Here is a 25,809-nt window from a genome sequence, read left to right on the forward strand (position 1 = left end):
AATGGAATACTCCTCTCTATACTTTCGCAGGGGACAACTCATAGAAGGTTATGGTATCTGCATCACTACAATAGATCGCCCATTTAGAAGGTGTGCTCTTTATATCTCCAACATTAATCAGGTATTTTTCATACTGATCCAAAGGGATGGATCTCCCCAACTGAATCGGAATTTCATTGTAAAGCATCTCACCATCCACCTGATGCACACCGAATAATCTTTGATCATGGTTGTGCCCATAAAAAAAAAGCCGATACGTTAACATTTTATTTTCAATTAACGGATGAAACACATCAGGACCGCTCTCTACCCATGGCAGCTGATGACCATGGATAAAGAGCAGATTACCTTGGGCAATTTCCCTCGGATAATCTAGAAATATAGCGATATTTTCGGGTATTTGTGTTAAAGGCATCAGCTTCTTCAGCTTTTCTTCCTGATTACCGATAACGCCTTGAAACGTACGAAGTGTATCGATAAATGAATGTGTTGAATTCATAACATAGTCGGGTAATTGTTCCGGCTCCACTGCACTTTCATCCGCTGAAGATACGCTTTTTTTCTCCACTTCAAAAACATCACCCATACATATGATTTCTGCTTCAGCATGATCTTTACGTACTTGGGTTACCACTTGTTCCGCTTGAGCAAACCGACTATGAATATCGCCAATCAAAGCAATCTTCATTTCGCACTAATGTCCTGTTTTACGTTGGAAAAATGCTGTTGAATGTACTCCAGAATATGCTGGTTATCTTCTAAGCGGCCTGCTAGAATATGATCTCCGTCATGCAGAGCCGGAACAAAAGGCACACCCGTAAGCTCAATCAGTTCTTTCCTTTCAGATCTTTCCTTCGTAACATTGATATTGATATAAGAAACACCCAAGTCGGTTAATAGCTCCCGCACAGGTTTACAATAGGGACATCTTTCTCTTTGGTATAACTTAAACATAGACTGATTCCTCCGCTAATGAATGTTGAATGGCTTGCAGACTGCTTCCTCGTTCAAAGGTATGGCCCATTTCGCTTAAACTCATTTCAATAGCACCGAAAATGCCCATGATATCGATTACATCGACAGCACCCACATGACCAATGCGAATACCGGTATCTTTTATTTCACCTTGTCCGCCTGTTACGGTAAGCCCAAATTGGTTATTGAGGATTTGAAGTAACTTTTTTGCGGATACAGCACCAGGTGCCTTGGCAACGGTGACCGTATTACTTCTTACTTTTGGATCCTGAACGAACAATTCAAACCCCAACGCTTCAAGTGCAGCTCCTGTTGCCTTAGCAATTCCTTGATGTCTACGTACACAAGCATCGTAGCCTTCTTCATTCAACAATTGTAAAGATACCTGCAGAGCTTGAATCAGAGATACACCAGGGCTGGAAGGAGCCATAGGGTAGAATTTACGATAACGTTCAAAAGAAAAATAATAACTGCGTGTCTTCACCAGGCCAATAACATTCCATGCTTTAGCCGACACACTAACAAACGCGAGACCAGGAGGCATCATGAATCCTTTATGTGATGCAGCAAGTACGATATCCAGACCCCACTCGTCCATCTCTAAGGCATGAGATAACAAACCGCTGATCGCATCCACAATAACGATCGGTTCCTTATCCTTGAAAAACTGTCCAATACTTTGGATATCGTTCTTAACGCCTGTAGAAGTCTCGCTGTAGACGACTAAGATAGCCTTGGCATCCTGGTGCAGTTCGTACGTTTCCTGGATGGATTCCATGGAAGCTGATGTTCCCCAGGGAGAGCGGATCTCAACTACCTCGACACCCTGTATGCGGCAAATATCTACAAATCGCTCACCGAAATACCCATTTGACACTACAATTGCCTTGTCACCGATATTCAAGCTATTAGAAATGGCTGCTTCCATAGCTCCCGTTCCTGATGAGAGTAAAATGTAAACATCGTTTTGTGTGCGAAACCATTTGGGGAGCTCATGATTAATTTCCTCAATCAATGTCTGCATTTGTGGTGAGCGGTGATGAATGACTTCCTTTGCACCAGCCATTAAAATTTCATTGGGGACCTGCGTCGGTCCCGGAGTTGCCATACGAAGTTTCATAGTCATCTTTTCCTCTCTATAGATCAATAAAAAGGGTGCGGGTTGCTTCCTGCAAATCAAAATCAAATAAGACTACACGATGGGTGGTGGACATGGCCAATTTATAATTGCTGACAGGAAGCGAAAGACTTGTTCCTAGAATGGAACTCTTGATGTGAGAACTTCCATTCATATCACCAGTCGTACGAAAATGATGATATTCAACCTTTTTTTCATGAGGGGCGATTTCGTTTAACATCTGCAACAGATCTTGAACCGCCCCTGGCTCATAACGCATGACGGTCAAACCGATCGTACTTCCCACTGCACAAACATGTGCGATCCCACTACCTCTTTCCATTTCTCCAAGGCAGCCTTCAATCTGTTCTGTAATATCATAGGCATGATCAAAGCCTTTTGAAGCCAATTTTATTTCTTTTAACATGGCGCACTCCCACATTCGAAAATTTAGCTAACTAATGATTTCTTTTCAGCCACCATGTTGACAATGGAACCAATGGATAAAAAGTTATCGAGAACTAGATCCTTGTCTTCAAACATAATGCTGAAATCATCCTCCAATTTAACGATAATGGCTACGGATGCAAAGGAATCAATCGGCAAAATTTCTTGCTCTGCAGGTGTTTTTTCGAGCTTTGTAATGGTCATGACGATTTCGGTTACTTTTTGCTTCAACTCGTTATGCATCATTCCACCTACCTTCATGTCATTTTTTCTTTGAATTGTTCCAGTCTTGAGGTTCCTTCTATTTCATCCTCATTAGAAAGGGAGAAGAAGCGCTCAACAAATGATTTCTTCCATTTCACGGCGCTGCCATAATCCAGCTCTCCGTACTTTTCCAGGAATGTTTCATCTCTAATATTTAGAATGGGTTGGAGTACATCTGAATAATGTTCATCATACAAATAGTCCAAATAGTAGAAAGAGTAGAATAACGCTTCGGTTGCCAGCAATTCATTAGCTCGTTTCGCGAGTAAATTCCAATCCAATTGACCTCTTTCCAACAAGTTCAGCGTACATTCGCGCAAATCACAAAACTTAATCAAATTCAAATCGGCATGCAGTAATACCCATTGAACGTTGGTTGCTTCTTTATATAAATGGATCGCAATATGAATCAAAAAATCTATTTCTTCAAGTAAAAAAACAGGGGTATCTTCCAAATTCGTTTTTACTGCATTTTCTAGTAATGCTTTTGAGGCTTGATAATTTTTCTTCAGATCAACATCGTAGGAAAAATCGATATCGATATGCCTTAGGAACAGGTCATCAGAGAGTTTTACATGTGGATAAATGTTCCCGATGTGCATTTTCCATAGCATTTCCTCTTGCCTCGATACCTGGTTGATCGTATTGCTTGACCAATCGTAGTCACCAATCACATACCCAAGCGATTTAAGTACCTGAGAGACCTTGTTCCGATCCGACAAATCAATCAAGAAGTCCAAATCATTACAAATTCGAAGCCCCATATCTTTGTAGACATTTGGAAGAAGCACAAAGCCTTTGAGAGGGATGGCTTTGATCGATTCTTGGTCAAATGCCCGTAAGACCTGCAGCCCTTCCGCAAACATCAGTTCATTACGATGTTTGTTGCTAAGATAATAGGAATTGAACAATCGCTTATACATGTTTTTGATTTTCCCTGTTTGATCTAGTCGAAGTAAGTGACCTCCGATGAGCTGGAGCACCTTATGACGATTTGCCAACGAAACCAACTTATCGATATCGAATCCGTTATCTATAATTTCTTTGGCTTCTTCTTCGTTCTCTACGGTCATCTCAATACGTGAGCAGAGTAATAAGAGCCTTTCATGATCATGAAGCTGTAATTTTTCGTTCATTTTATCCTCCTGAATGAAGTGATAATGATATACTCTCATGTTCCGGCAGCACCCCTGATCCGATGATTCGGAGCGCTTGTACTTGCTCTAACATTTCTGTAATTTTTTTAACAGAGAGTTGAAGCTTTTCATGATTGACTTTTATATAATGATTCCAGGAAATGTCGCTGTTCTCTGGTATCGTTTCAATATTTTCTCCTATTCTCTCTTGATGATTGGATAACGGTTCGATGAAGCAATCCGGAGAAGATGAAACGGTTGGATAAAAAATAAAGGCCACCGGGCACTGTAATCCTGGCTCAGATGATGGCATTAGTTCCCTGAATAATTGAGGATCAACGGCTACCTTATGTTTAGGTGACCAAATATCCTTAATTTCTTCGGCGTTAATGTTCATGTTTGCCTTATTAATTACTTCAGGGTATTTGGTTAGTGTTCCTATGCCGATATGAGGGTAATCCGGCCAACCACTGGCCATCAGAACACCATTTTTTTCAAATAAAAACGTTTTGTCTCCGCTCATGATCTGATAGCCGAACCGGTGTACTAATTCCATGATTGTCGTTGTTTTTCCCGAGCCTTTTGGACCTGTAATCAAATAGGCTGCGCCATTACGGAAAGCACATGAAGCATGAAGAATCACGGTTCCTTCATTTTCTTCATTCTTAATTACGACATCTCTAATCAGCTCAATTAAAATTAAATTAAATGCTTCAGAGGTGACGTCTTCACTTGTAACATCAATGAATTTAGCAGAAGCATCCAAAGTTAAGAGCGTATTGGTATGCTTGCAAAATAAATGTTCCTTTTCTCCGACGTGTTGACGGACAGCTGGAATCGTAAAAAATGGAGAAGCACTTTTACGAATATAGAGAGGTTCCCAATCATGATGTCCAGCATAATTCGCAAGATCTGCTTGTCCCTTCCGTATACGAATGGTCGCGATACACGAAGAAGTATCACCCTCTGGTTCACGGATGACAAAATGTGTGCTGAAGAAGTCAATCACCCGGTCTATATGAACTCCATCTTCAACCAACATAACTAGATTTGTGTTCAGAAAATGAAGTGTAATCGTTCTGATCTCAAACACCTCTATTCGTTTAGAATTACTTCGTAATATGATTGTGATCCCTATAGGCTCTTCGCATCCCGGCCAACGATTTCTTGATAGGATGCGCATCCTCCCACTCAATCAAGGAGGTAATGAGTTCCTGGGTTACAGGGTGAAGACTTTCTCTATAGGCTTTATCCTTCATCCATGGACGTGATGTATATCCGCCCTTCGCTTCATCCTTGGCCTGCAAGCTAAAATGGACCGTTCTTCTTTCACTACCTGCCTCTGCAGATCCACGGTGAAGTATTAAAGCATTAAATAATACGAGATCACCAGGTTCGCAATACAGTGTGACTTCGTTAGGGAGTGGAGACGATTCCCTGTCTAAAATTGCTTGCAGTTCTTGTTCATTCAATGCCCTGGTATGCGTACCAGGAACCGCTTTAAAAGCTTCATCTTCGTATAAGGAAAGATTGGCTAGCAAAAACGTCGTTTGCCCCGGTTGATCAAAATCATAGGGATCCTGCTGATCACGGTGCCAAACCAGATTATAATCCACTCTTTGAGGAGCCCAAAAGGAATGCATTGTCCAAAATCGAAGTTGATTACCGATGATTTGGGATATAGGAGACATGATCTTTGGATTAGCTAACAACTCGTCAAAAGAAGGATCACGGAGTTCCGGAGATAAGATGTCCGCCACACCCCATGTATCGTAGCCCTCATCCTTCTGGGTGTAACGGGTCTTGAACTGTAAAGGATCACTGTTAACTTTTTGATAGACCAATTCTATAGCCGATCTTAATCTTTCCAACTCCTCGGCTGATATTACATTCTTCAATAAAATGAATCCATCCGTATGATAGGATTGCAACTGATCGATGGTTAACAAGGCAAACAGCTCCTTTATCGTTATTTACTTATAGCCGGCACTTCCACTTTTTTATATCGTTGCTCTGTATAATAGTTTTCGGCATCAAGCATTTCTTGAAGCCCCTGCAATTTAAAAACATCTTGAACCGATGCGATTTTATCTTCAATCTGTAAGGTATTCCCTGCTAATTTGATTTGCTGAAATGTCTGTCTGATAGCGTGGATGGAAGTTCTTAGTCCATGATTTGCATAAATCACCATTTTCACTCCATAGTCTTGCAATTCTGAGGCACTAATCTGAGGATAGGTTGTGGGTACCAGGATGATGGGTAATCTATTGGAATAGAGACTTAAAAAATGTATAATTTCGGACGGATCATTTTTCTTGGAATGAATTAATATGGCGTCTGCCCCTGACTCTTCATAAGCCTCTGCTCTTGCTACAGCCTCATCCATTCCAGCACCCGCAATGAGCGCTTCAATACGGGCAATCACCATAAAATCAGGGTTACGCTGTGTATCCTTAGCAGCTCTGATTTTTCCCGAGAACTCTTCAATAGTAGCGAGCTTTTGTTCTCCGCCAGCAAAACTATTTAACTTAGGAAACAGTTTATCTTCCATGCAGATTGCAGCTATACCATTTCGTTCATATTCACGTACCAAATGCATCACATTATTGACATTTCCATATCCCGAATCACAATCGGCTATCACCGGAATGTTGGTTACAGCGTCCATTGAAGCAGCGGCTTGCAAATATTGTGTCATCGTGAGAATATTCGCATCTGGCACAGCATTTACTGCCGAGATTTCCAGACCACTTGCCCATATGCCGTCAAAGCCCGCTTCTTCTACCAGCTTTGCACTTAATCCGTCATGTGCCCCTACGATTTGGATAATTCTATCATCAGCAAACAAACTTCTGAGTTTTTGTGCTTTCACATTAAATCTCCTCACTTTTTGGGAATGGGACTTCCTTGTTCGGTCTGAATGATGTCACCTATCTTTTCCACGAGATCCGCGTCGACTTCAAGCGGCATCAGCTGACCAATTCGGTAGCCAAGGTACATGGGGTCAAGGCCCTTCGTTTTACTGACCCGTTCAATGTGCTGATAATAATAATAATGCAGGTTATTGAGTCCACAGATTATTTCCGGCTGGGCAATGGTCATTGGCACCGTTAGTACCTTTTCAAGGAAATACGCTGAAAGCTGTAATATGGGCGCTAATTCATATTCCCCTTCATACCGCTTCCACTTATTCATAACCGCTGCGAATTGTTCCGTCGCCAAATTACCTGCTCCTCTAGCCATCCCACATATGGATGTGTCAATGTAAGATACGCCCAAGTCCAAAGCTCTCAGCGCATTAGCAAATGACAGCCCAAGATTGTTATGTCCATGAAACCCAAGGGGGAGTTCGGTCTTATTCTTCAATGCATTGACAATGGCTGTAATATCGTCAGGATGAAAAGCACCATAAGAATCTGCAAAATAAAAGACGTCAGCACCTGCATGTTCAGCCTCTTGGGCAATCATGGCTAATTTACCGGCTTCAATGTAACTCGCTGACATCAAATTAAAACAAACCTTGAAACCCCAGTCTTTCAGAACAGAGACATAAGTTAATGCTTTTTGCACATGTTGGGGGTATGCAGCAACACGAATCCAAGCCACACATGAGTCTCGCAAGTCTTCAAGCTGACGAAGGGTACAAACTTCAGGAATTACCATGACAGCGTATTGTGAATACCTGAGTTGTTGCGGAAGGGAAAGAATAAATTCAGCATCACATTTAGCAACGCTTCCAACCTGAGTGGAACGATTGCTGCCCGAACCTCCGCGATATCCAATCTCAATAATCTCAACGCCCGCATGATCCAATTGATGGATCAGCAGATTAATCTCTTCAGATGTAAACATCCATTGGTTCAGATTTCCGCCATCTCTCAATGTACAATCCAACAAAGATATTGGGCTAATGGTTCAAACCTCCGTTTCACAGCTGCAAATCAAGAGACACTTACAGCCAAAGTAGACATAAAGCGTTGTACAATTTCTTGTGGTGTCCACTCTACACGTTTTCCAATTTTCCCTGCATTAGCTTCTACCTTGCAATGGAACATTACAGGACCTTCTTCCACTTTTTCCGGGAATTGATCCAGTGATTCAATAACATGCACCTTGTTATACCCTATATTCTCCAGGGTTTCTTTTGAATTTGAGAAGGGAACGGTGTGTTGTCCCCCTGTGCTCTCATGCATTTCGTTATCCAGAACGACATGGATGAGATTGGAGGGTTGGTGCTGGGCAATCATAAGCGTAAACCCAAAATTCATTGCGAACGACCCATCCCCATCCAGAACGATAAACGTGTTATGAGGATTCGTTATGGCCAATCCTAAGGCAATAGGTGCAGCCATCCCCATGGAACCTACCATATAAAAATGTTCCGGCCTATCACTGGCATTATACAAATCTCGCGTGATGTATCCGCAAGTTGATATAATATGGGCATCTGGATAAACTGTAAGCAATTTTTCAATGACTGCTATTTTCCTCATATTGCCTCCTTAAATCGCCTCTTTGATCAGCAAAGCTACCGGCATGCTGTTCTTTTCAATAAGCTCCGTGCATGCTTTAACAGAAGCTGCACCATGTTCTTTGTCAAATTCCACATAAGGTATTTTGATAGCATCCAGTATATGAAGAAGCCTCTCGCCAATCAGATCATGTTCGACTGCATCATTCTCATAAGCCCCTCTCCAGCTGATGATTAACAAAGCCGGAAGTTGATAGATTGAATATAAGGATGTCAGGACATTCATGGAATAGCCGAGACCTGAATTTTGCATCAGAATTGCACACTTTCTGCCACCTAGATGCATACCTACTGCAACCCCTAATGCGGAATCTTCCCGAATTGCGGGCATATAGATAATCTCTTTCTTTTCAACATACTCCCTATCTTCCAGAATTCTGAATAATCCCTTTAATAAGGAGCATGGCACTCCCGTATATGCATTGTAGCCTTGTTCAAATAATTCATTTGTAATGCTTAGTGCTTCGTTACTCATTCACAATATCTCCATCTCTACGTTAGTTTGTCTAAACCGTTATCTAACTTTCTCCATAATGCTATCCAAAGAAAGTGAAGAAGAAATGATCTTATTGGAATAGGGGTGCTCCTTCTCAATGTGATACATACGAAGGGCATCGGTATCCTTCAAGATATGACCTGTCAAGATGCATGCCACCGTTTCGTCCCTATCGATTACCTTTTCTTGTATTAACTTTTTGACACCGGCTACCGTTGCAGCGGATGCAGGTTCACAACCGATTCCGGAAGCATCTACCACAGCCTTAGCATTTAAAATTTCCTCATCTGTCACAAACATGGCTACACCGTTGGTCTCCTCGAGCGTACGCTTCGCTTTGCGCCAACTTGGTGGATCACCAATATTCAGGGCTGAAGCCAGGGTGTATGGATTTGGCTCAGGTTCTAGCACTTGTTTTTGTTCAGCAATCATCCTATAGAATGGGCTGGCTCCTTCTGCCTGAATAACAGCCACTTTAGGCAATTTATCAATAAAACCCAATGCGAACAGGTCGGAAAGGCCTTTTCCTAAAGCTGATACATTACTCAGCGCCCCACCAGGTACCACAATCCAATCTGGCAGTTCCCACTTCAAGTCTTGCGCAAGTTCATACACAATGCTTTTCTGACCTTCAATCCGAAAGGGGTTAATCGAGTTGCAAATATAGAGGCCCAGTGATTCACTATTTTCCTCTAGAAATTTAATGCCATTATCGTATGTACCTTCGAAGGAGAAAATATTCGCACCATACGCCAAGGTCTGAAGTACCTTGTTTAAAGAAATATTCTTGTTAGGCACAAAAACATAGGAATTGGTTTGTGCGATTGCGGCATACATAGCGAGTGAAGAGGATGTATTTCCTGTGGAGGTGCATGTGAATCTGCTGTATCCCATGGATTTCCCATGTGTGACCGCAACGGTCATTCCATTATCTTTGAAGGAACCGCTTGGGTTTTCACTTTGCGCCTTCAACCACACTGATCTTGCCCCCACATATCTCTCCACGACTGCCGAATTATACAGCCCTGTATTCCCTTCATACTTTGAAATCACCAACTCTTCTTCCACGTCCGGAAAAATAAGTTCTTTGTATCTCCAAACGCCACTGGCATAGATGGACCGGCGGTCAGACAAACGTTGATGAAAAAGATGCTTGAGTTCGTCCGAATCGACTTTACTAAAGTCTTGTTGAATATCGAGCATTCCATTGCATGTACATGTATAACGGAATTCGCTATACTCAGTCTCACAGTTTATACAGATATATTTCATGTTTAATTGATAGACTTATTGAGTCTATCCTATCCCCCTCTTATTCTGACTTTAGATCATCCTGTCACGGTATTTAAAGATGATTCCCAAAAAAATGATATTTTCTGTTTAATTCCATAATCTCCGTCTTTTAGACTCAATTCTAGTCGAATATCCAAAATAAGGTTTTATTTTCCACTATGTTACACTAAGACGTTACTCTTGAAAAGCGCTTTTTGCATAATTTTAAATTTAAATCAAAAAGTCAATTTTTTATCACAAAATCCTCTAAACCATGACAAATTTCGAGCATGAAACAGAGGAGAAAACAGACTGCTTCGGAGTATCGCTATAAGTTAAATGGATATTCACAAGGTACTTCGTACTAGGAGGAAGGCGAGCTATAAACAGACCAACCGGTAAAAGGAAGAAACGGTTACACCGAGCCAAGGAGCAAGGTACGGATGATCCATATCAGAACATGTTAGATGAGAGTGGTGATTGTTACTGAGGGCATTACCAAAACAAAGAAAGAAGGTCTTCTTCTTCCCAGATGGGATGTAGATGACCTTCCGAATAGTTAAAGATATAGATACAGATGTTGTGAAAGGGAAAGCATCACGCGGCTTGTGCAATGGCAGGCCGCGTAAGGGTGTGGTGCTGCGCTCATTCAGGCAGCACCTTATGGGAAAGCGCCATGACCGCAAAGCCGTGGCGCTTCTTCCGCTGCATGACGCCGATCCGGCGGCCTATGCAGCTTCTTCTTGGCCGCTGCACCTACATGGCAGCGGCTTCTTCTCCCAGCGGCAGCGTGTAATACTGCGCCTGCTGGTCTTCATGCTGCTGGTACACAACGACCAGCAGCGTCCGGCCTTTCGCGGCAAGCGGGCTGGCGCCAGCTAGCACACGCTCAAGCCGGAACGGAAGCACGTCCAGTACGGCGTGCTTCTGCAGTTCCTTTTCGCCGAGACCAAGGTCGGCGAAAGCTCGGGCACCCATGACCGTCTGTGCGGTCATGGCCGAGGTCATCGGCAACGCACGCGAGGCGCTGCCGTCCCCCCCGTCCGCCGCTCCATCCGCGGCGGACTGATCAGCTTCGCTGCCGATCACACCCGCCGCATCTGCGGCAGAGTCTTCCCCGGCAGCAGCCGAACTTCCCGCAGCGACACCTGCACCTGTGCCGCTGCTTTCCAGCCATGCCGTGCCAGCGGCACCGGCAACGCGAGGCAGGCGAACGTCTTCGGGACGTTCAGCCAGCGTTTTCATATACATCGCCCACTGATCCTTCTCCAGCGCATCGTCCCACCAGATTTTGCGTGGTTTGTACTTGTGGCCAAGGAAATAATCCAGCTTCATCAGGCCGAGCACGATATCCATATGCGGCGTGTTCCGCGATTCCAGGAAGCTGTGCAAACGGGTGAACAGATCTTCGAGCTGGTGACCGATCTTCTGCCAGCCCTGACCCTCCCAGTAATCCCCGAACGCCTGGAAGAAGTCGAACGGCGAGTCAAATTCCTGCTCCATCAGATACTTCAGCGTATGGTCCATCCGGTGTGCGTTCCAGTATTTCTCCAGTACATCCTCGAGCCGCTTCAAACGCACAATGTCGCTGAATGGCAGCACGTCACTGCCCAAAATCTCATACGGCGCGTGATCCATATACGTGTAATTGTACTTTTCCGCATCCAGACGCAGACCCGTACCACGGAGCATTTTGAGGAATCCGAGCTGAAGCTCTTCCGGCCCCAGAGCAAAGACATCATTAAACGTCTTACGGAACGTGTTGTAATCTTCCTCCGGCAGTCCGGCGATGAGATCCAAGTGCTGGTCGATTTTCCCGCTGGCTTTTACCTTGTTCACCGTACGGCTCAGCTTGGCAAAGTTCTGACGGCGTTTCACCAGTTCATTCGTCGGATCATTCGTGGACTGCACCCCAATTTCGAACCGGAACGTGCCCGGTGGCGCATTCTCTGCCAGATAATCGAGTACCTCCGGACGCATGATATCAGCCGTAATTTCAAACTGGAACACTGTCCCCTGATGATTCTCGATCAGGAATTTGAACATCTCCATCGCGTAATCGCGCTTAATGTTGAATGTTCGGTCCACGAACTTGATCAGCTTCGCACCCTTCTCAATCAGATACAGAATGTCCGACTTCGTCCGCTCAATATCGTAATACCGCACACCGACCTCAATACTCGACAGGCAGAATTGACAGCTGAACGGACAGCCCCGGCTGGTCTCAAAATAAACAACCCGTTTCCCGAGATCCGGGATATCCTCTTCAAAACGGTGCGGTGACGGCAGATCGTTCAGATCCGCCTTCGGCCGTCCTGGCATGAGAATGACCTCTTCCCCTTTGCGATACGCGAGTCCATACACAAAGTGGAACTTCTTGCTTCCCTCCAGCTCCGTCAGGAGCTGATGCAGCGTCTCTTCCCCTTCACCCATGACGATGAAATCAACATTGGGAATCCGGTTCATCCAATATTCCGTGTCGTAGGACACTTCCGGCCCGCCCAGCAAAATTTTCACGTCAGGCATAACCTTTTTCAGGTTATCAATGACCTTGATTGTCTCTTCAATATTCCAGATGTAACACGAGAATCCAATCACGTCCGCGCCGCGCTGGTACAGGTCAGACACAATATTCATGACTGGATCCTTGATCGTATACTCCGCCAGCTCAATATCAAAATCCTTCTCACTGTACGCCTTCAGACACCGCAAAGCCAGCGAGGTATGGATGTACTTTGCATTTAATGTAGAGAGAATAACCTTCATGGTTCACAACCTTTGCCTGGGCACCCAGACCATATTTTTTTGGTAAAAGTAAAACGCCACAGCCATCCAGCTCCGGATGCTGTTCATGTAAACCTATATTGACACCCAGAATTGGATGCTGTTCGTGTTAAATCTCTATAAATAGCCATTCCACGTATCATGGACATATTCCGATTTTGTCTTTCAAAGGGTGGACACCCTTTTCAAAAAGACATCCACTCCCTGAGCCGCTCCAATATACTACATATTGACCCATGGACACTCATCGGAACCATATCCTGTGTAAGCCAACAATCGCTTTCTTCAAAGGCAATGTCCACCTTATGAAAGACAATCTATCTCATTTCGTCCACCATATAAAGACACTTGAGACACTCAGACCCATATAGCCTCACCAATGACTGGATTCAAGTTTTGTTCACGATCCATAATCCATGATTAACAATCCACGATTCACAATCAAAGTTCAACATCCATCATTTCATAAGCACCTCTGGAGTTGAAGCCTTGCCCTTTTACTTACTCATATTCGTAAAAAGCATCATCATCCGTATCCACTTCTTCACCCGTCTGCTTCTGGAAGAACTCAAGGAATGGCAGACCGTACTTGCGATACTTGACCTCACCGACCCCTTTAATCATCAGCATGTCACGTTCCGTCTGCGGACATACCACACTCATCTCGCGAAGCGTTGCATCATTGAAAATAATATACGATGGCACATGCTCTTTCGCTGCCAGATCGCGCCGGATCAGGCGCAGCTGCTCGAATACCGTCTCGTTGACCGCCGATGGCATCGCATCGCGTCCGCGACGTCCGCCATAATTCGTACCCGAAGCCGTAGCCGCTGTCTTGCGCACCACACGCTGCATCACTTCACGCTGGCCTTTCAGCACCTCCACGGCCAGTGGCTGTAAACGCACAACCGGATACTGTCCCTCGGACAGCATCAGATATCCTTCGGATACCATGACGTTGATAATTTCGGCAATTTCACGTTCCGTGCGGTTACCCATCACGCCATAGGTCGGCAAGGAATCGAAGCCGTACTCCAGTACTTTCTTGGCACGCGAGCCTTTGAGCACCGACGCCACCAGAGATACGCCGTACCGCTCACGCATGCGGTGAATACAGCTGAAGATTTTCTGCGCATCAATTGTCATATCCACCAGCTCGCGGTCGTCCGTACAGGAACTGCAAATGCCGCATGGCTTGTCCTCATGGATCTCACCGAAATAATCCAGCTGCGCACTGCGCAAACAACGTGTCGTGTAACAGTAGTCCACCATCTGCTGCAGCTTCCGGTAATCATTCTGTTTGCGGTCGCCCTCCATCGGGTTCTGCTCGATCAGAAACTTCTGGGTAATAATGTCCTGCGCTCCGAACAGCAGAATGCATTGACTCGGCTCTCCGTCCCGTCCCGCACGTCCGGCTTCCTGTACATATGCCTCCATGTTCTTCGGCATGCTGTAATGCAGCACGTAACGCACGTTGGACTTATCAATTCCCATCCCGAATGCATTTGTCGCGACCATTACCCGGATATCATCGTACAAAAACTGCTCCTGGCTCTGGGCCCGTTCATCGTCCGTCATCCCTGCATGGTAGCGCCCTGCCGGCAAGCCTGCCTGGAGCAAACGCTGATGCAGATCGTCCACGTCCTTACGGGTCGCGGCGTACACAATCCCCGGCTCGCTGGCATGCTCGCGCGCGTAGTTCAACACAAAATCCTTCTTGCTCTCGCCGCGCAGCACGCTAAACGCCAGATTATCCCGCCCAAGTCCGGTCACATAGGTCTGCGGGTTCTGCAAACGCAGCAGCCGCAGAATATCGCCCATGACCTCGGGCGTTGCCGTCGCCGTAAAGGCCGCAACCACCGGCCGCTCCGGCAAACTGTCCACAAACGGCGCTACCGCCAGGTAGCTTGTCCGAAAATCATGGCCCCACTGCGACACGCAGTGGGCCTCATCCACAGCCACGCAGGAGATGGGCAGCTGCCCCATCTCGTCGCGGAACCAGTCCAGCTCCAGTCGCTCCGGCGCGACATAGAGCAGCTTGAGCTCACCGCGCTGCGCCGCGCGGATGCGATCATTCACTTCTTTGCCGCTTAACGTACTATTGATATAAGCGGCGGCAATGCCGGCGGTCGTGAGCGCATCGACCTGGTCCTTCATCAATGAAATGAGTGGGGAAACGACCAGCGTCAGCCCCGGATATAACAGAGCGGGAATCTGATAACAGATCGATTTTCCGCCCCCGGTAGGCATTATGCCCAGCGTATCTTCGTATTCAAGCAGGCTGGAAACGATCTTTTTTTGACCCTCGCGAAAGTCGGGGTAGCCATAATATTTTTGCAGGAGACCCTGCGCTTCTTCTAAAGTTGGTGCTTGCACACTCATGTAAAGACTCCTTACTTGTCACTGGTGTTCATCCACCAGCTTGGTCCCATCCGATTCTGACATCCGAACACGGCACCATTGCCGCATCCTTGACAACAAAATGGCGTTCTCATGACTTGTCCGTCAAGCAAAACGCCGCTCTCTTTAGTTTAACGGGCCAGCCCCGAATGAGCAACCGCGTTTTACTGTAAAACGTTTGAAGTGCTACGCCAAAACAAAAACAACCGTTCATCCTGTTTGGACAAACGATTGCTTTTTTGTTCTTTTACCTAACTTTTACTCATCCCCGAGTAGTCAACTCTACTTATACAAATTAAATATGTGAGAAAACTGTTCCTTGGAACTTATAATTGTAAATTGGAATTGTAACAATAACTGTAACTGTAAATGTAAATGTAATTTGTAACTCCACTTTAATCTTTCAACGCTTCTACCTCAGATTCCGACAAACCACTGGCCTTCGAGATAACCGAAACTTCGATTCCTAGCGAGAGCATATTTTTTGCAATCTCAATCGCCTTTCTTTTTTCACCTTCCACTAGTCCCTTTTCAGTAGCCCACTCAATCATTGAGGCTTCGTCATGCAAATACTTTTGCCGCTCTTCATACAAACGACGCGCCTCTCGATCCTGACTTAAAAACTCCAGCGTATCCATTGCTTTCTTCAGCGTAGGTTCATTCATTTGCAGCACCTCTAGTAAGATATATCATTCATATTAGGATATTTATAACTTATTTGTAATCATTAAATCAATTCCTATGATATCATCATTTAATGCAGCTTTAACTGATTCATGAATAAACCACCTACATATCCATTTCATTTGACTCCAAAGGAGGCAAAACATCAATGGAACGACATCATCAGGCTAATTCGAGTCCATCCACAACCAAGTCCCGCAAGCTATGGATACGCAGACATCCCATCCTCACGACAACCACCTTATTGATCTTCATACCGTTATTCATGCTCGTCGCCTATTTCAACCTCCGTCCTTACTTCTCGACATTTGACCGTTCCGAACAGGGGGAACTAAGCTATTCTATGCCTTCACGGAATGGAGAATATACGGCTGAGATTTACGGTGTACCTTACGGCGGTGCAGCCGGTGGAGTAACCATCTGGGTGGATGTGAGGAAATACGAATGATTCGGATGCCTCCCGTGTGAAAACCATCTATCGTGCCGCGCATCACGGGAATAACCATCTGGAATGGGAGAGCGAAAATACACTTCGGATCGAAAACTGGAGTGAATACTCGGATGAGACCATGACGCTCAACATTGACGACGAAATCTATGATGGCCGAGGCTGGGCCTGCAAAAGCCTGCGCATGAAGGACCAGTATGTTCGGTGTTTATCCCCTGAAAAATAAAATCCAACACAAAAGCAGCTCTGCTCGCCAAATCTCTAGGCAAGTGAGCTGCATATTTCACTTCTATTAACCTATCCTTGTCTTTACGACTGTTCTAGCTCCATTATCCATACAGTTTTTTAACCACAAGACTGTTTATCGTTAAGCGCACAACGCATTGCAACGCTGCCTCTACACTAACTCGTTATTCTTCCTACTAAAGAACTCTACTCCAAACTACTGAAATGTCTGTTCCTTCTACTTCCGGGACTGCCCTTCGTCCTGCTCTTCCCGATTACGAATCTCTTTGCGTAAAATGGCTTCCAGCTTCTGACGATTATCCAGCAAGCCGGGATCGCTCGGCAGATACTCCCGGGCTTTCGTGTTATGCATAAGTGCCTGCTCCCAATTGCCCAGATGGGCATAACAGAGGGATAAACGTGCATGCGGCAGCCAGGTACGGCAGGCTGCCGGTACCGGGCGCAGACCCGTGTCGCGGCTGCTCACATCTACAGCCTGCATATACCAGTAGATGGCTGAGACCAGTTCCTGTCGTTCATGAAAGCAGGCCGCGATTGCACAGCAGAAATCCGCATGCGGCAGATCGTACTGGAACGACTGCAGCAGTGCACCCAGCTTGCGTCCCGGCTGACCCAGCCGCTCATAGCACTCTGCGAGCCGCGCACAGGCAATGAGCCGATCCTCGCGATAGCCGCTGGGCTGCTCCAACAGCTTCGCGTACCCGCGAGCCGCCGTCGCATAACGCTGGCGGTCATAACATTCGCCTGCATAGTAGAACAGCAGGCGACCCTGGGCTGCGCCCTCTTCGGCGATCCATTTGCGCAGAATGCGCACGTTACGCGCCGAATGATGGCCCGCTTCGCGGCGGTGCGTGACGGCAATGTCTGCCGTAATGACCCCACTCGCCGGGAAGCTGAGCTGCTCGTGCAGCCGGCCATGCCAGCGGCACCCGGCATCCCGCTTGACCAGGCGAAGCCTGCGGTCCGTCACGAGCGGACTCCCCTCCGACCCCTCGGCCAGCGTATAGTTCAAGATCACAGCTGCCGTCTCCCCCTCGGACGGCAGCTGCTGCTTCAGCTTCTCCAGCTTCGCCCGTTCCGCTGGCAGCAGCACATCATCCGCGTCCAGCCACAGGATATATTCTTGCGTGGCCTGATCGAAGGAGTAGTTTCGAGCCGCGGCAAAATCATCCGCCCACTCATACGTAAAGATCCGGTCGGTATACTGCGCAGCGATATCCATCGTACGGTCGGATGAACCGGTATCCACAATGACGATCTCGTCCGTGATTCCGGCTACCGAATCCAGACAGCGCGCAAGCGTGCGTTCCTCGTTCTTCACAATCATGCATAGACTGATGGTGATCACGTTTCAAGCCCCTTCCTGTCATACGCGCATTACGTTCTGACCGCCAAGCTGCTTTTAGTCTGCCATTCAATTGTCCGAATTTCCCATCGACTCCCTGTACAAACGACAATCTGCAACTATGCCTGCCTATCCCTAATGCATCTGCCTAATCCCGTTACCCTTCCACATTATCCTGACGACGAAGCCGCTTCACCTGCTCCACCGCTTGATCCAGCGCCTTCTTGCGCAGCTTCATCAGGCGAAGATGGTTCTGCTCCACCTCGGCAAAGTGCACATGATCCAGCTGCATCCACTCCGTTACTTGTTTCAGGGTTGGCGACATATGCAACTGCGTTTTCCGCCGCTTGCGGGCCACGCAACATAAATATTTATGATGAACCTCCAGTTTCAAGACTTCAAAATACGGCATCAGGCACATCGCCAGGTTACCTGCATAGAACGTCTGCTTGTGGTCATAGAACGGATGATAACCATACGGCACAGTTACAATCAGCGTCCCTTCCTCCTGCAGCAGCCGGTGAACCTGAAGCAACAATGTCTCCGGATGGGCAAAATGCTCCAGCACTTCTCCGAGCAGCACGGTATCGAAGGTGGTCTTTACTTTCCACTGCGTAATGTCCAGCATGCGAAAATCCACATTGTTCCGAACAGGTTTGGACTCTTTGGCGAGCTCTGCCTGCGCATACCGGATACTCTCTTCTTCCAGATCGACCCCTGTTACACGAAACCCCTCACGCGCCAGTAAAATGGAGGTAATCCCCTGACTGCATCCAACGTCCAGAATTCGTTTACCGGTTGCTTCCCGGCACATCCAGTGGATACGGGTCCGGGTGGCTTCATGGGAATCTTCCGAGTTGATCTCGCCATAATACCGTTCACTTACCCGATCATGATTCGCCATGGGTATCCCCCGATTTCTCTTGAAGATGTGCAGGTTCTTCCTTGACTCCACCCTGAACTTCCGCTGTGTACGGCAGCACATGTTCCTTTTGTTCATCTTCTGTCTCTGGCACTTCATTCATTACCCGGACACTTTGCACCGATGTTTCCTCAGGCCGATGGGGCTGTCCCAGCACCACAATATGGCCTCCATGGCACCCGGCTGTTGCATTCCGAGTATCGAAAATGAGCTTTGCATGATCCGCCATTTCCTGATAATTGAAGCCCGAATGGTCGGTCGTGATGATCACCAGGTCAGCCCAAGTCCACAAGCCCGGCACAGCGGGCTGAGACTGAAGCACGGAGCCATCATCCTTGCGGAAGACCGGCACCATGGGATCTGTGAAAACAACCTCTGCTCCCGCTGCGCTCAGCAGGCGGAAGACGTCCAGCGCCGGCGATTCACGCAAGTCGTCGATATCCTTCTTGTAAGCCATGCCTGCCAGTACAACGCGTGCTCCCTGAACCCGCGTACCCGCCTGTTCCAGCAGTGCTGCTGCACGCTGAACCACACGTTCCGGCATCTGTCGATTGGTCGCGTCTGCGAGTGTGATGAATTGCAGATCTGATCCCTGCCGATTAGCCGCCCAGGACAGATAGATAGGGTCAATGGGGATACAGTGTCCACCAATGCCTGGACCCGGATAGAACGGCATATAGCCAAACGGCTTGGTTGCTGCCGCATTCAGCACTTCCCAGATGTTCACGCCCATTTGTTCACAGGCAGGCGTGAGCTCGTTCACCAGCGCAATATTGACGCTGCGAAATGTATTTTCAAACAGCTTCGCCGTTTCGGCCACAGTCGTTGAACTGACGGGAACAATCTCATTGAGGAATGAGCCATAGAATTCTTTACCATAGGACAGGCAGGCAGGTGTTGAACCACCGATAATCTTCGGGGTGTTTTTTACACCATAGTTCACACTGCCCGGGTCCACCCGTTCGGGAGAATAACAGACATACAATTGTTCGCCTGTTCTCCAGCCTGTAGCTGCTTCGAGCGGCTGCTTCACATGCTCCTCCGTTGTACCAGGGTACGTCGTGCTTTCCAATATAACCAGGCTCCCCTCCTTCAAATAAGGAGTCATGCCATCCACCGCTGCAGCAATATATGAAATATCCGGCTGATGATCAGCCGTCAGCGGCGTAGGCACACAGATAACAATGACATCTGCCTGCGTTACTGCGGAATAATCCGTACCGGCTGTAAACAACCCGGCTTGGGTTAGTGATTGTATGATCTCGTCTTCAATTCCAATGACATAGGAATCACCCGCACGAAGTCTTGCCACCTTGAAAGCATCTATATCGATCCCGTGAACGCGATAACCGGCCTGTGCCATCTCCACCGCCATGGGAAGTCCAACATAACCAAGACCAATCACGACGGCTCTCAGGGAGCGGCTGTTTATTCTGTCTTGCATATGATCCACTTCCAAACGCTCCGCCTCCCTTGTTAGTCGATATAGCCACCTGCACGCAAAAATTCGGCAATGGCCTGCTGCTTCATCATGTCACTGTCCGAACGATACACGGAAAAGGTCACGCGAGGCAGTGTACGATATGCATCGATCAGGCGCTTGTCCGGTTCCTGCGGCAGGATTACGTAATATTGCTCATCGTATTGATAGGTACGCGGCGCCTCATAAGGCGAAATCAGCACTTCATGCAATTTCTCGCCTGGGCGTATGCCGGTAACCTTGTAGTCGCTCGCCGGACGTCCGGCCTGTTCCAGCATGACTGACGCCAGATCCGTCATCTTACAGGCTTTCATTTTCATCACAAATGTCTCTCCGCCTACCGCAGCCTCAGCCGCCTTGAGCAGCAGATAGATGGCTTCCGTACGAGTCAGGAAAAAGCGGGTCATGCCCTTGTCCGTAATGGTCAGACTTTTGCCCTCATCAATCTGGCGACGGAATAGCGGCACCACACTGCCGCTTGTACCCAGCACATTGCCGCCGCGGATGCAGACAAACCGGGTGTGTTCACTTAGCCAATTGGCGCGGATCATCATTTTTTCGCCAAGAGCCTTCGTCATGCCGTATACGTTAATCGGATCTACCGCTTTGTCGGTCGAGACATCGATGACTTTGGGAATCTGCATACGGATCGCGGCGCGGATAATATTCTGCGTACCGATGACATTCGTTTTAAACGCTTCGTCGGGCTGGTCCTCGCACACCGGAACATGTTTTAATGCAGCCAGATGAAAAAGGACATCTACACCCTTGCACGCATCCTCCACTGCGCGGTAATCCCGGATATCCCCGATGAGGAAACGCAGACGGGCATCATGGCTGAATTCCCGCTGCATCGCAATCTGGGCATATTCGTTACGCGACAGAATGCGAATCTCGGCAGGGTCCTGTTCCAGCAGGACCTCAGTCAGCTTTTGACCCCAGGAGCCTGTTCCTCCAGTGATCAGAATCGTTTGTCCTTTAATCATGGATGAATCCCTCCCTGGTCAGATCATGAATTCACGTAATACCTGAGCCATCTCTTCCCGGCTTAACCGGTCTTTTGGCGGCACCTTTTTAACCGACGTGTTGTTCGAATGAACGATATTGACATAATTGCGCGGAGCGAGCAGCTCGTGCGGCAGATCGATGACATTGCCATGCGTACCTCTGCCCGGGAGCTTCACCCGGTATCCTGCTGCATACTCGGCCGTTTTGTATAAGTAGACATAGAATTGCGGTGAACGGTGAAATGCCGGTGCCATCTCGTTATTCACGCTGTCCCACAGGTAACCGTTCTGATTGATCAGTGCCATCGTCTGCGGCTGTGGCTGCACGTCATAGAGCTGCTGAACGAAAGTTCGGTGATACAGGTCATCTGAATCCAAACGGGCAATATAGATGTGCTCGGCTCCTTCTGCAAAGGCCAGAATTGCCCGCACACTCTCGATATTGGTCCCAAAACGAATATTGCTGGGAAGGGGTTCCTGATGGGCAAGAATCTCCTGCATCAAATCTCCCGACTCCTTGGCTAGCTTCACAACCGTCAGAAAATCCTGATTCGTCTGCGCCTTAAGGGAGTGCAAGGTAAAGGTGCGAAAAATGCTCATTCTCCGCTCCAACCATTCTCTAGTAAGCCGCTGCGGGTCCATCCCGTAGTTATTGAAATTAATCTCAATCACAACTTTCCTGGACATAACATTCCTCCTCCTTCGAATCTGCCAATCTCCTGCGCGGAGATCAGATTCATTTCATAGTTTTTGACAGTCGACTCTATAGCGTATGAAAGGAAGATAGAACCGGTACGGACACTTGCACTAGTTCCTATATAAATAGATTGATATACTCCCCCAAGATTGGCCCTGCGGGTTGAACGTACAAAACGTTAAGGGAGCGCGAACATAGAATAGAGCAGTTCCATTTTCAAAGGAGGTCCGAAAGCTGCTATGAATTCAACATATCTTGAAATGGATGGTGTGCTGGATCAGCTGGAAGAGGCGATCAGAGAACAGCGTCCATTCTCTCTTGTTCGCGTTGGGGATGGCGAAAATATTGTCATGTCCCAAGAAACGGTATGGACGACGGAGCAGGTTCTTCAGCAGCGCTGGGCCATTAAGGCCAATTTGGGGCAAAAAGGGCTTACCCTTCCCAATCTGCAGCTCCGGGATGAAGTGGCTGCTTCTGTGCAGCGGGCCGATCTCGTCGGTGTGCTTCCCTACGGAGACAGCTCAATCAAAGCCCCCGATCATCTCAAACGGCCGCTGACCGACATGCTGTTCGCTCATTTCGGCATCTCCCCTGCGCTCACTTGCCATGCCTGCGTGAACCGGGAATTGGCCCAAACGCCACGCTTCTGGGAGATGCTCGCAGGCAAACGTATTCTGCTGGTTACCCGCGAGCTTGAGGCACTGCATAACATGCTGGAGCGGGAACCCTATCATCTGAATATTGCAGCTGCATTGCCCTTTGATCGTTGGGAACAGATGGGAGAAACATTACACTGGATTCAAACCAACCCGGATGCATTTGACGTTGCCCTCTTCTGCTGCGGAGTTAATGCAGTCGTCCTGGCCGAACGCACAGCTGCACTAGCGGGTAAAGTGGCAATTGACTTTGGAAAAGCCAATAACATCATTCTCAAAGGCCGTGCCAACTGATCTGCATTTATGGAACCTGACGGAGTAAACCGTCACACGCACACGCTGTACAGCAAAAAATCCCGGACTCCTGGAGCCGGGATTTTTTGCTTCTCTGGTAGATCTCAATCCAAGGATACTTCCTTGAGCGCCAGACCATGTTACACCAGCATCACTAGTTTGTTCCGGGTGTATGGCAAACTCTGCTGGTCTAGCGAATCAGAATTTTTGACGCTCTACCTTCGGATCAAAGATTACATATAGGCTAGGTCGTTGCAGCAATGCCATAGAACATTTCCGGTCCGGTACGCACTGCCGTAGATACCCCGGAAATAAACGAAGTATACACACTCTCCAGAGCAGGTGGTGCTGACAGGTCCTGTGCCGTAAACGAATGGAATTCAGCCCCTCCGTTCTGTCCTATCGTACCTTCAGCCCGATAGATTAAAAAGAACGGATCATACAAGCTGCCGCGGACGATTTCGACAACGAACGTATCTCCAAGCTCTCCGGTTACACCAACCGTGCCATTCAAGGTGATAATGGGATTCGCAACACCAAGGGTCTGAAGGCCAATCGATCCGAACGCTTCCGGGGATGGACCCAGAGATAAACCGGGCTGTCCTACGGTTCCCGAGTTCATCGAAGTTCTCATATCGAGGAACACACCCATGAGTAACACCTCCAATGCTGTGGGATACATTATTCTATGAATCTCGATTCTCGCTCGCTTGGATGGATAACAGATTCGATCCACCTATTTTTATTTGCACCCGGTTAATGGTATATTGAACTGCATAAACGAAATGAACGGATCGTATGCACACAAGCGGTACAGGCTGTTCAGAAGGAGATTAGTATTCATGAATAAACGCAATCGATCAACAGGCCGCCCATCAGCCAAAGGTAAAGGACCGGCGAGTGCCTCAGCAGCACGTTCCCCGAAAGCAAACTCTTCGACTTCGTCTTCTGGGGCTTCCACATCCCGTAATAGCGGAGCATCGAAGAAGCCCTTAATCTCGAAGTCCCCGGCAGCTTCCAAGCCCAAACATTCAGGTGCTCCTAAACGCGCGGGCAATGCCCATTATCGTAAGCAGGAACCACCTCGCCAATATAAAGTAACTGAACCGGATGAGCTGCTGAACTTCCTGCTCCAACATCTAAAATCAGGCCGGAATGCAGTCAAGTCCATCCTGGGACGGGGACAAGTATCCGTAGATCAGACCGTAGTCACCAAGTTTAACTATCCGCTGACGCCTGGACAGATGGTATCCATCAGCAAGGAAGGCGCCGTAGCCGCACCAACCATGTCAGGACTCACGATTTTGCATGAAGACGATGACATTATCGTAATTCGCAAGGATGCCGGACTGTTGTCCATTGCAGCAGATCGGAGCGATGAGATCACCGCGTATCGTCAACTGACTGAGCACGTACGCCGCACCGATTCGCGGAACCGCATATTTGTCGTGCACCGGCTTGATCGGGATACATCAGGTGTCATGATGTTTGCGAAGAGTGAAGAAGTGAAGCAGAATCTGCAGGACAACTGGAAGGACAAGGTGCAGGAACGCGTATACGTGGCGCTTGTCGAAGGTCAGGTAGCCAAACCGGTGGGCACCATCTCCTCGTGGCTGAAGGAGAGCAAAACGCTGAAGATGTACTCCAGCCCACGTCCCAATGATGGACAGCATGCGGTTACACACTATAAAAGACTGCAATCGAACCGTGAATTCTCCCTGCTCGAAGTTCGGCTGGAGACCGGTCGCAAAAACCAGATCCGCGTGCATATGGAAGATCTCGGCCATCCCATTGCAGGTGACAAGAAATATGGTTCTCGCACCAAAACACTCGGACGTCTTGGACTCCATGCGCGCGTGTTATCCTTCATTCATCCTACGACGGACGAACTCATGACCTTCGAGACGGATATTCCGAAGCAATTCCTCTATCCTTTCCGTACAGATGCGCCAGCTTCGAAGTAACCCTGATGGTGGGGCGTTTAGAGGACAAGTTGTGCTGGGAAGGAGGAAGTTAAGCTGAAAAACCTGTTAATTACCGGATACCGGGCACATGAACTGCAAATTTTCGGACAGAAGCATGAAGGAATTCCCTTCATCAAAAAGACTATCTCCTCCCGTCTCACGCCACTTGTGGAGGATGGTCTGGAGTGGGTGCTGACGCCTGGACAATATGGTGTGGACCTGTGGGCCTGTGAGGTGGTACTTGAGCTAAAAAAGACCTATCCCCACTTGAAGCTGTCCATCATCACTGCGTTTCAGAACCCGGAGGAACAATGGAAGGAAGACAAGCAGGAATACTACCGCACCATCCTTCAGGGCGTGGATTACTACGGAGCGGTGAGCAAGCAGCCTTACATCGGCCCATGGCAATTCACAGCACGCGATGACTTGCTGCTGCGCAAAAGCGATGGCATCCTGCTGGTTTATGATGAGGATGCCGCAGAGGGCAGCCCCCCGTTTTGTAAAGGAAAAAGCCGTGAAGAAGCAGCAGAATGAGGATTACACGATCATCAGTGTCACTTCCGAGGATATTCAGTCCATCGCCGAAGACGAGCGGATGAACAGTGTAAGCGAATATGAGGACTCCTCATTTTAATTCGGCTGGA

At 47.6% G+C, this 25,809-nt stretch carries 25 protein-coding genes and 2 pseudogenes; 5 read left to right on the forward strand and 22 right to left on the reverse strand.

Annotated elements, in window-relative coordinates; translation table 11 throughout:
- Nucleotides 1–16: 16 nt before the first annotated feature.
- The 16 genes and pseudogenes from ABIC22_RS02070 to ABIC22_RS02145 form a co-directional block, all read right to left on the reverse strand.
- Nucleotides 17–688, reverse strand: a complete 672-nt coding sequence (locus tag ABIC22_RS02070; RefSeq protein ID WP_354477762.1) for a metallophosphoesterase family protein — start codon at nt 686–688, stop codon at nt 17–19.
- A complete protein-coding gene (locus ABIC22_RS02075; protein WP_127539597.1) occupies nt 685–954 on the reverse strand; it encodes a glutaredoxin family protein in 270 nt (89 codons plus the stop codon). Before ABIC22_RS02075 ends, ABIC22_RS02070 begins: the two co-directional genes overlap by 4 nt.
- On the reverse strand, nt 947–2,095 hold the full coding sequence (locus ABIC22_RS02080) for a pyridoxal-phosphate-dependent aminotransferase family protein (protein ID WP_354477764.1): 1,149 nt from the start codon (nt 2,093–2,095) through the stop codon (nt 947–949). Before ABIC22_RS02080 ends, ABIC22_RS02075 begins: the two co-directional genes overlap by 8 nt.
- Nucleotides 2,096–2,111: 16 nt before the next feature.
- Nucleotides 2,112–2,519, reverse strand: coding sequence for a YjbQ family protein (locus tag ABIC22_RS02085; protein ID WP_354477767.1), 408 nt, complete (start codon nt 2,517–2,519; stop codon nt 2,112–2,114).
- A 23-nt stretch (nt 2,520–2,542) separates the two neighbouring features.
- Nucleotides 2,543–2,785: an acyl carrier protein gene (locus ABIC22_RS02090; protein ID WP_127539599.1), complete on the reverse strand. Its 243-nt coding sequence runs from the start codon at nt 2,783–2,785 to the stop codon at nt 2,543–2,545.
- Nucleotides 2,786–2,796: 11 nt separating this feature from the next.
- Nucleotides 2,797–3,939 (reverse strand): nucleotidyltransferase domain-containing protein, encoded by a 1,143-nt coding sequence (locus tag ABIC22_RS02095; protein WP_354477771.1) that lies wholly within the window; start codon nt 3,937–3,939, stop codon nt 2,797–2,799.
- Between the two features lies 1 nt (nt 3,940).
- Entirely contained in the window at nt 3,941–4,981 is a 1,041-nt protein-coding gene (locus ABIC22_RS02100) for a phosphoenolpyruvate carboxykinase (ATP) (protein ID WP_354477774.1), read from the reverse strand.
- A 67-nt stretch (nt 4,982–5,048) separates the two neighbouring features.
- Nucleotides 5,049–5,888 (reverse strand): phytanoyl-CoA dioxygenase family protein, encoded by an 840-nt coding sequence (locus ABIC22_RS02105; protein ID WP_354477777.1) that lies wholly within the window; start codon nt 5,886–5,888, stop codon nt 5,049–5,051.
- A 20-nt stretch (nt 5,889–5,908) separates the two neighbouring features.
- Nucleotides 5,909–6,811, reverse strand: a complete 903-nt coding sequence (gene aepX / locus ABIC22_RS02110) for a phosphoenolpyruvate mutase (RefSeq protein WP_127539603.1) — start codon at nt 6,809–6,811, stop codon at nt 5,909–5,911.
- An 11-nt stretch (nt 6,812–6,822) separates the two neighbouring features.
- Entirely contained in the window at nt 6,823–7,836 is a 1,014-nt protein-coding gene (locus ABIC22_RS02115) for a beta/alpha barrel domain-containing protein (protein WP_354477780.1), read from the reverse strand.
- Between the two features lie 44 nt (nt 7,837–7,880).
- Nucleotides 7,881–8,432 carry a thiamine pyrophosphate-dependent enzyme gene (locus tag ABIC22_RS02120; RefSeq protein ID WP_127539605.1) on the reverse strand — a complete coding sequence of 184 codons (552 nt, stop codon included), beginning with the start codon at nt 8,430–8,432 and terminating at the stop codon, nt 7,881–7,883.
- Nucleotides 8,433–8,441: 9 nt separating this feature from the next.
- Nucleotides 8,442–8,945 (reverse strand): hypothetical protein, encoded by a 504-nt coding sequence (locus ABIC22_RS02125; protein WP_127539606.1) that lies wholly within the window; start codon nt 8,943–8,945, stop codon nt 8,442–8,444.
- Nucleotides 8,946–8,984: 39 nt separating this feature from the next.
- Complete coding sequence (gene thrC, locus ABIC22_RS02130; RefSeq protein WP_127539607.1) at nt 8,985–10,238, reverse strand: threonine synthase; 1,254 nt, start codon at nt 10,236–10,238, stop codon at nt 8,985–8,987.
- 756 nt (nt 10,239–10,994) lie between these two features.
- Entirely contained in the window at nt 10,995–13,004 is a 2,010-nt protein-coding gene (locus tag ABIC22_RS02135) for a B12-binding domain-containing radical SAM protein (RefSeq protein ID WP_354477785.1), read from the reverse strand.
- Nucleotides 13,005–13,523: 519 nt separating this feature from the next.
- Nucleotides 13,524–15,404 carry a DNA helicase RecQ gene (gene recQ / locus ABIC22_RS02140; protein ID WP_354477788.1) on the reverse strand — a complete coding sequence of 627 codons (1,881 nt, stop codon included), beginning with the start codon at nt 15,402–15,404 and terminating at the stop codon, nt 13,524–13,526.
- A gap of 413 nt (nt 15,405–15,817) precedes the next feature.
- Nucleotides 15,818–16,099 (reverse strand): annotated as a pseudogene (locus ABIC22_RS02145) (Rpn family recombination-promoting nuclease/putative transposase); the annotation flags it as partial.
- Nucleotides 16,100–16,254: 155 nt separating this feature from the next.
- Between ABIC22_RS02145 and ABIC22_RS02150 the strand changes: the two are divergent.
- Nucleotides 16,255–16,554 (forward strand): hypothetical protein, encoded by a 300-nt coding sequence (locus ABIC22_RS02150; RefSeq protein WP_354477791.1) that lies wholly within the window; start codon nt 16,255–16,257, stop codon nt 16,552–16,554.
- 16 nt (nt 16,555–16,570) lie between these two features.
- Nucleotides 16,571–16,780, forward strand: coding sequence for a hypothetical protein (locus tag ABIC22_RS02155; RefSeq protein WP_354477793.1), 210 nt, complete (start codon nt 16,571–16,573; stop codon nt 16,778–16,780).
- 237 nt (nt 16,781–17,017) lie between these two features.
- Here the strand turns inward: ABIC22_RS02155 and ABIC22_RS02160 are convergent, their stop codons facing one another.
- From ABIC22_RS02160 to ABIC22_RS02180, 5 genes are all read right to left on the reverse strand, one after another.
- Nucleotides 17,018–18,148, reverse strand: a complete 1,131-nt coding sequence (locus tag ABIC22_RS02160) for a glycosyltransferase (protein WP_354477796.1) — start codon at nt 18,146–18,148, stop codon at nt 17,018–17,020.
- A 154-nt stretch (nt 18,149–18,302) separates the two neighbouring features.
- Nucleotides 18,303–19,049, reverse strand: a complete 747-nt coding sequence (locus ABIC22_RS02165) for a class I SAM-dependent methyltransferase (protein ID WP_354477799.1) — start codon at nt 19,047–19,049, stop codon at nt 18,303–18,305.
- Nucleotides 19,036–20,520, reverse strand: coding sequence for a nucleotide sugar dehydrogenase (locus ABIC22_RS02170; RefSeq protein WP_354485817.1), 1,485 nt, complete (start codon nt 20,518–20,520; stop codon nt 19,036–19,038). The genes ABIC22_RS02165 and ABIC22_RS02170 overlap by 14 nt, the downstream gene beginning before the upstream one ends.
- 23 nt (nt 20,521–20,543) lie before the next feature.
- On the reverse strand, nt 20,544–21,533 hold the full coding sequence (locus tag ABIC22_RS02175) for a polysaccharide biosynthesis protein (RefSeq protein ID WP_354477802.1): 990 nt from the start codon (nt 21,531–21,533) through the stop codon (nt 20,544–20,546).
- 18 nt (nt 21,534–21,551) lie between these two features.
- Nucleotides 21,552–22,241 carry a glycosyltransferase gene (locus tag ABIC22_RS02180; protein ID WP_354477805.1) on the reverse strand — a complete coding sequence of 230 codons (690 nt, stop codon included), beginning with the start codon at nt 22,239–22,241 and terminating at the stop codon, nt 21,552–21,554.
- Nucleotides 22,242–22,490: 249 nt separating this feature from the next.
- Between ABIC22_RS02180 and ABIC22_RS02185 the strand changes: the two genes are divergently transcribed.
- Nucleotides 22,491–23,201: a GT-D fold domain-containing glycosyltransferase gene (locus tag ABIC22_RS02185; protein WP_354477808.1), complete on the forward strand. Its 711-nt coding sequence runs from the start codon at nt 22,491–22,493 to the stop codon at nt 23,199–23,201.
- Between the two features lie 244 nt (nt 23,202–23,445).
- Here ABIC22_RS02185 and ABIC22_RS02190 read toward each other — a convergent pair whose 3' ends face one another.
- The gene (locus ABIC22_RS02190; RefSeq protein ID WP_354477811.1) at nt 23,446–23,853 is read right to left on the reverse strand and encodes a hypothetical protein; all 408 of its coding nucleotides are present in this window, start codon (nt 23,851–23,853) and stop codon (nt 23,446–23,448) included.
- A 190-nt stretch (nt 23,854–24,043) separates the two neighbouring features.
- Between ABIC22_RS02190 and ABIC22_RS02195 the strand changes: the two genes are divergently transcribed.
- Together ABIC22_RS02195 and ABIC22_RS02200 are read left to right on the forward strand one after the other, a co-directional pair.
- The gene (locus ABIC22_RS02195; RefSeq protein WP_127539618.1) at nt 24,044–25,165 is read left to right on the forward strand and encodes an RluA family pseudouridine synthase; all 1,122 of its coding nucleotides are present in this window, start codon (nt 24,044–24,046) and stop codon (nt 25,163–25,165) included.
- 54 nt (nt 25,166–25,219) lie between these two features.
- Nucleotides 25,220–25,799 (forward strand): annotated as a pseudogene (locus ABIC22_RS02200) (SLOG family protein).
- The last annotated feature ends 10 nt before the right edge of the window (nt 25,800–25,809 follow it).

The sequence above is a fragment of the Paenibacillus sp. PvP094 genome (genome assembly GCF_040546835.1).
Classification (GTDB): domain Bacteria; phylum Bacillota; class Bacilli; order Paenibacillales; family Paenibacillaceae; genus Paenibacillus; species Paenibacillus illinoisensis.

Bases quoted from the DNA above. Each gene is read 5' to 3' on its own strand.
- ABIC22_RS02135 (WP_354477785.1), bottom strand. From the start codon at position 13,004: ATGAAGGTTATTCTCTCTACATTAAATGCAAAGTACATCCATACCTCG.
- ABIC22_RS02175 (WP_354477802.1), bottom strand. From the start codon at position 21,533: ATGATTAAAGGACAAACGATTCTGATCACTGGAGGAACAGGCTCCTGG.
- ABIC22_RS02195 (WP_127539618.1), top strand. From the start codon at position 24,044: ATGAATAAACGCAATCGATCAACAGGCCGCCCATCAGCCAAAGGTAAA.
- ABIC22_RS02190 (WP_354477811.1), bottom strand. From the start codon at position 23,853: ATGGGTGTGTTCCTCGATATGAGAACTTCGATGAACTCGGGAACCGTA.
- ABIC22_RS02075 (WP_127539597.1), bottom strand. From the start codon at position 954: ATGTTTAAGTTATACCAAAGAGAAAGATGTCCCTATTGTAAACCTGTG.
- ABIC22_RS02120 (WP_127539605.1), bottom strand. From the start codon at position 8,432: ATGAGGAAAATAGCAGTCATTGAAAAATTGCTTACAGTTTATCCAGAT.
- ABIC22_RS02185 (WP_354477808.1), top strand. From the start codon at position 22,491: ATGAATTCAACATATCTTGAAATGGATGGTGTGCTGGATCAGCTGGAA.
- ABIC22_RS02090 (WP_127539599.1), bottom strand. From the start codon at position 2,785: ATGATGCATAACGAGTTGAAGCAAAAAGTAACCGAAATCGTCATGACC.
- ABIC22_RS02180 (WP_354477805.1), bottom strand. From the start codon at position 22,241: ATGTCCAGGAAAGTTGTGATTGAGATTAATTTCAATAACTACGGGATG.
- ABIC22_RS02100 (WP_354477774.1), bottom strand. From the start codon at position 4,981: ATGTTGGTTGAAGATGGAGTTCATATAGACCGGGTGATTGACTTCTTC.
- ABIC22_RS02070 (WP_354477762.1), bottom strand. From the start codon at position 688: ATGAAGATTGCTTTGATTGGCGATATTCATAGTCGGTTTGCTCAAGCG.
- ABIC22_RS02080 (WP_354477764.1), bottom strand. From the start codon at position 2,095: ATGAAACTTCGTATGGCAACTCCGGGACCGACGCAGGTCCCCAATGAA.
- ABIC22_RS02150 (WP_354477791.1), top strand. From the start codon at position 16,255: ATGGAACGACATCATCAGGCTAATTCGAGTCCATCCACAACCAAGTCC.
- thrC (WP_127539607.1), bottom strand. From the start codon at position 10,238: ATGAAATATATCTGTATAAACTGTGAGACTGAGTATAGCGAATTCCGT.
- ABIC22_RS02125 (WP_127539606.1), bottom strand. From the start codon at position 8,945: ATGAGTAACGAAGCACTAAGCATTACAAATGAATTATTTGAACAAGGC.
- ABIC22_RS02085 (WP_354477767.1), bottom strand. From the start codon at position 2,519: ATGTTAAAAGAAATAAAATTGGCTTCAAAAGGCTTTGATCATGCCTAT.
- ABIC22_RS02095 (WP_354477771.1), bottom strand. From the start codon at position 3,939: ATGAACGAAAAATTACAGCTTCATGATCATGAAAGGCTCTTATTACTC.
- recQ (WP_354477788.1), bottom strand. From the start codon at position 15,404: ATGAGTGTGCAAGCACCAACTTTAGAAGAAGCGCAGGGTCTCCTGCAA.
- ABIC22_RS02165 (WP_354477799.1), bottom strand. From the start codon at position 19,049: ATGGCGAATCATGATCGGGTAAGTGAACGGTATTATGGCGAGATCAAC.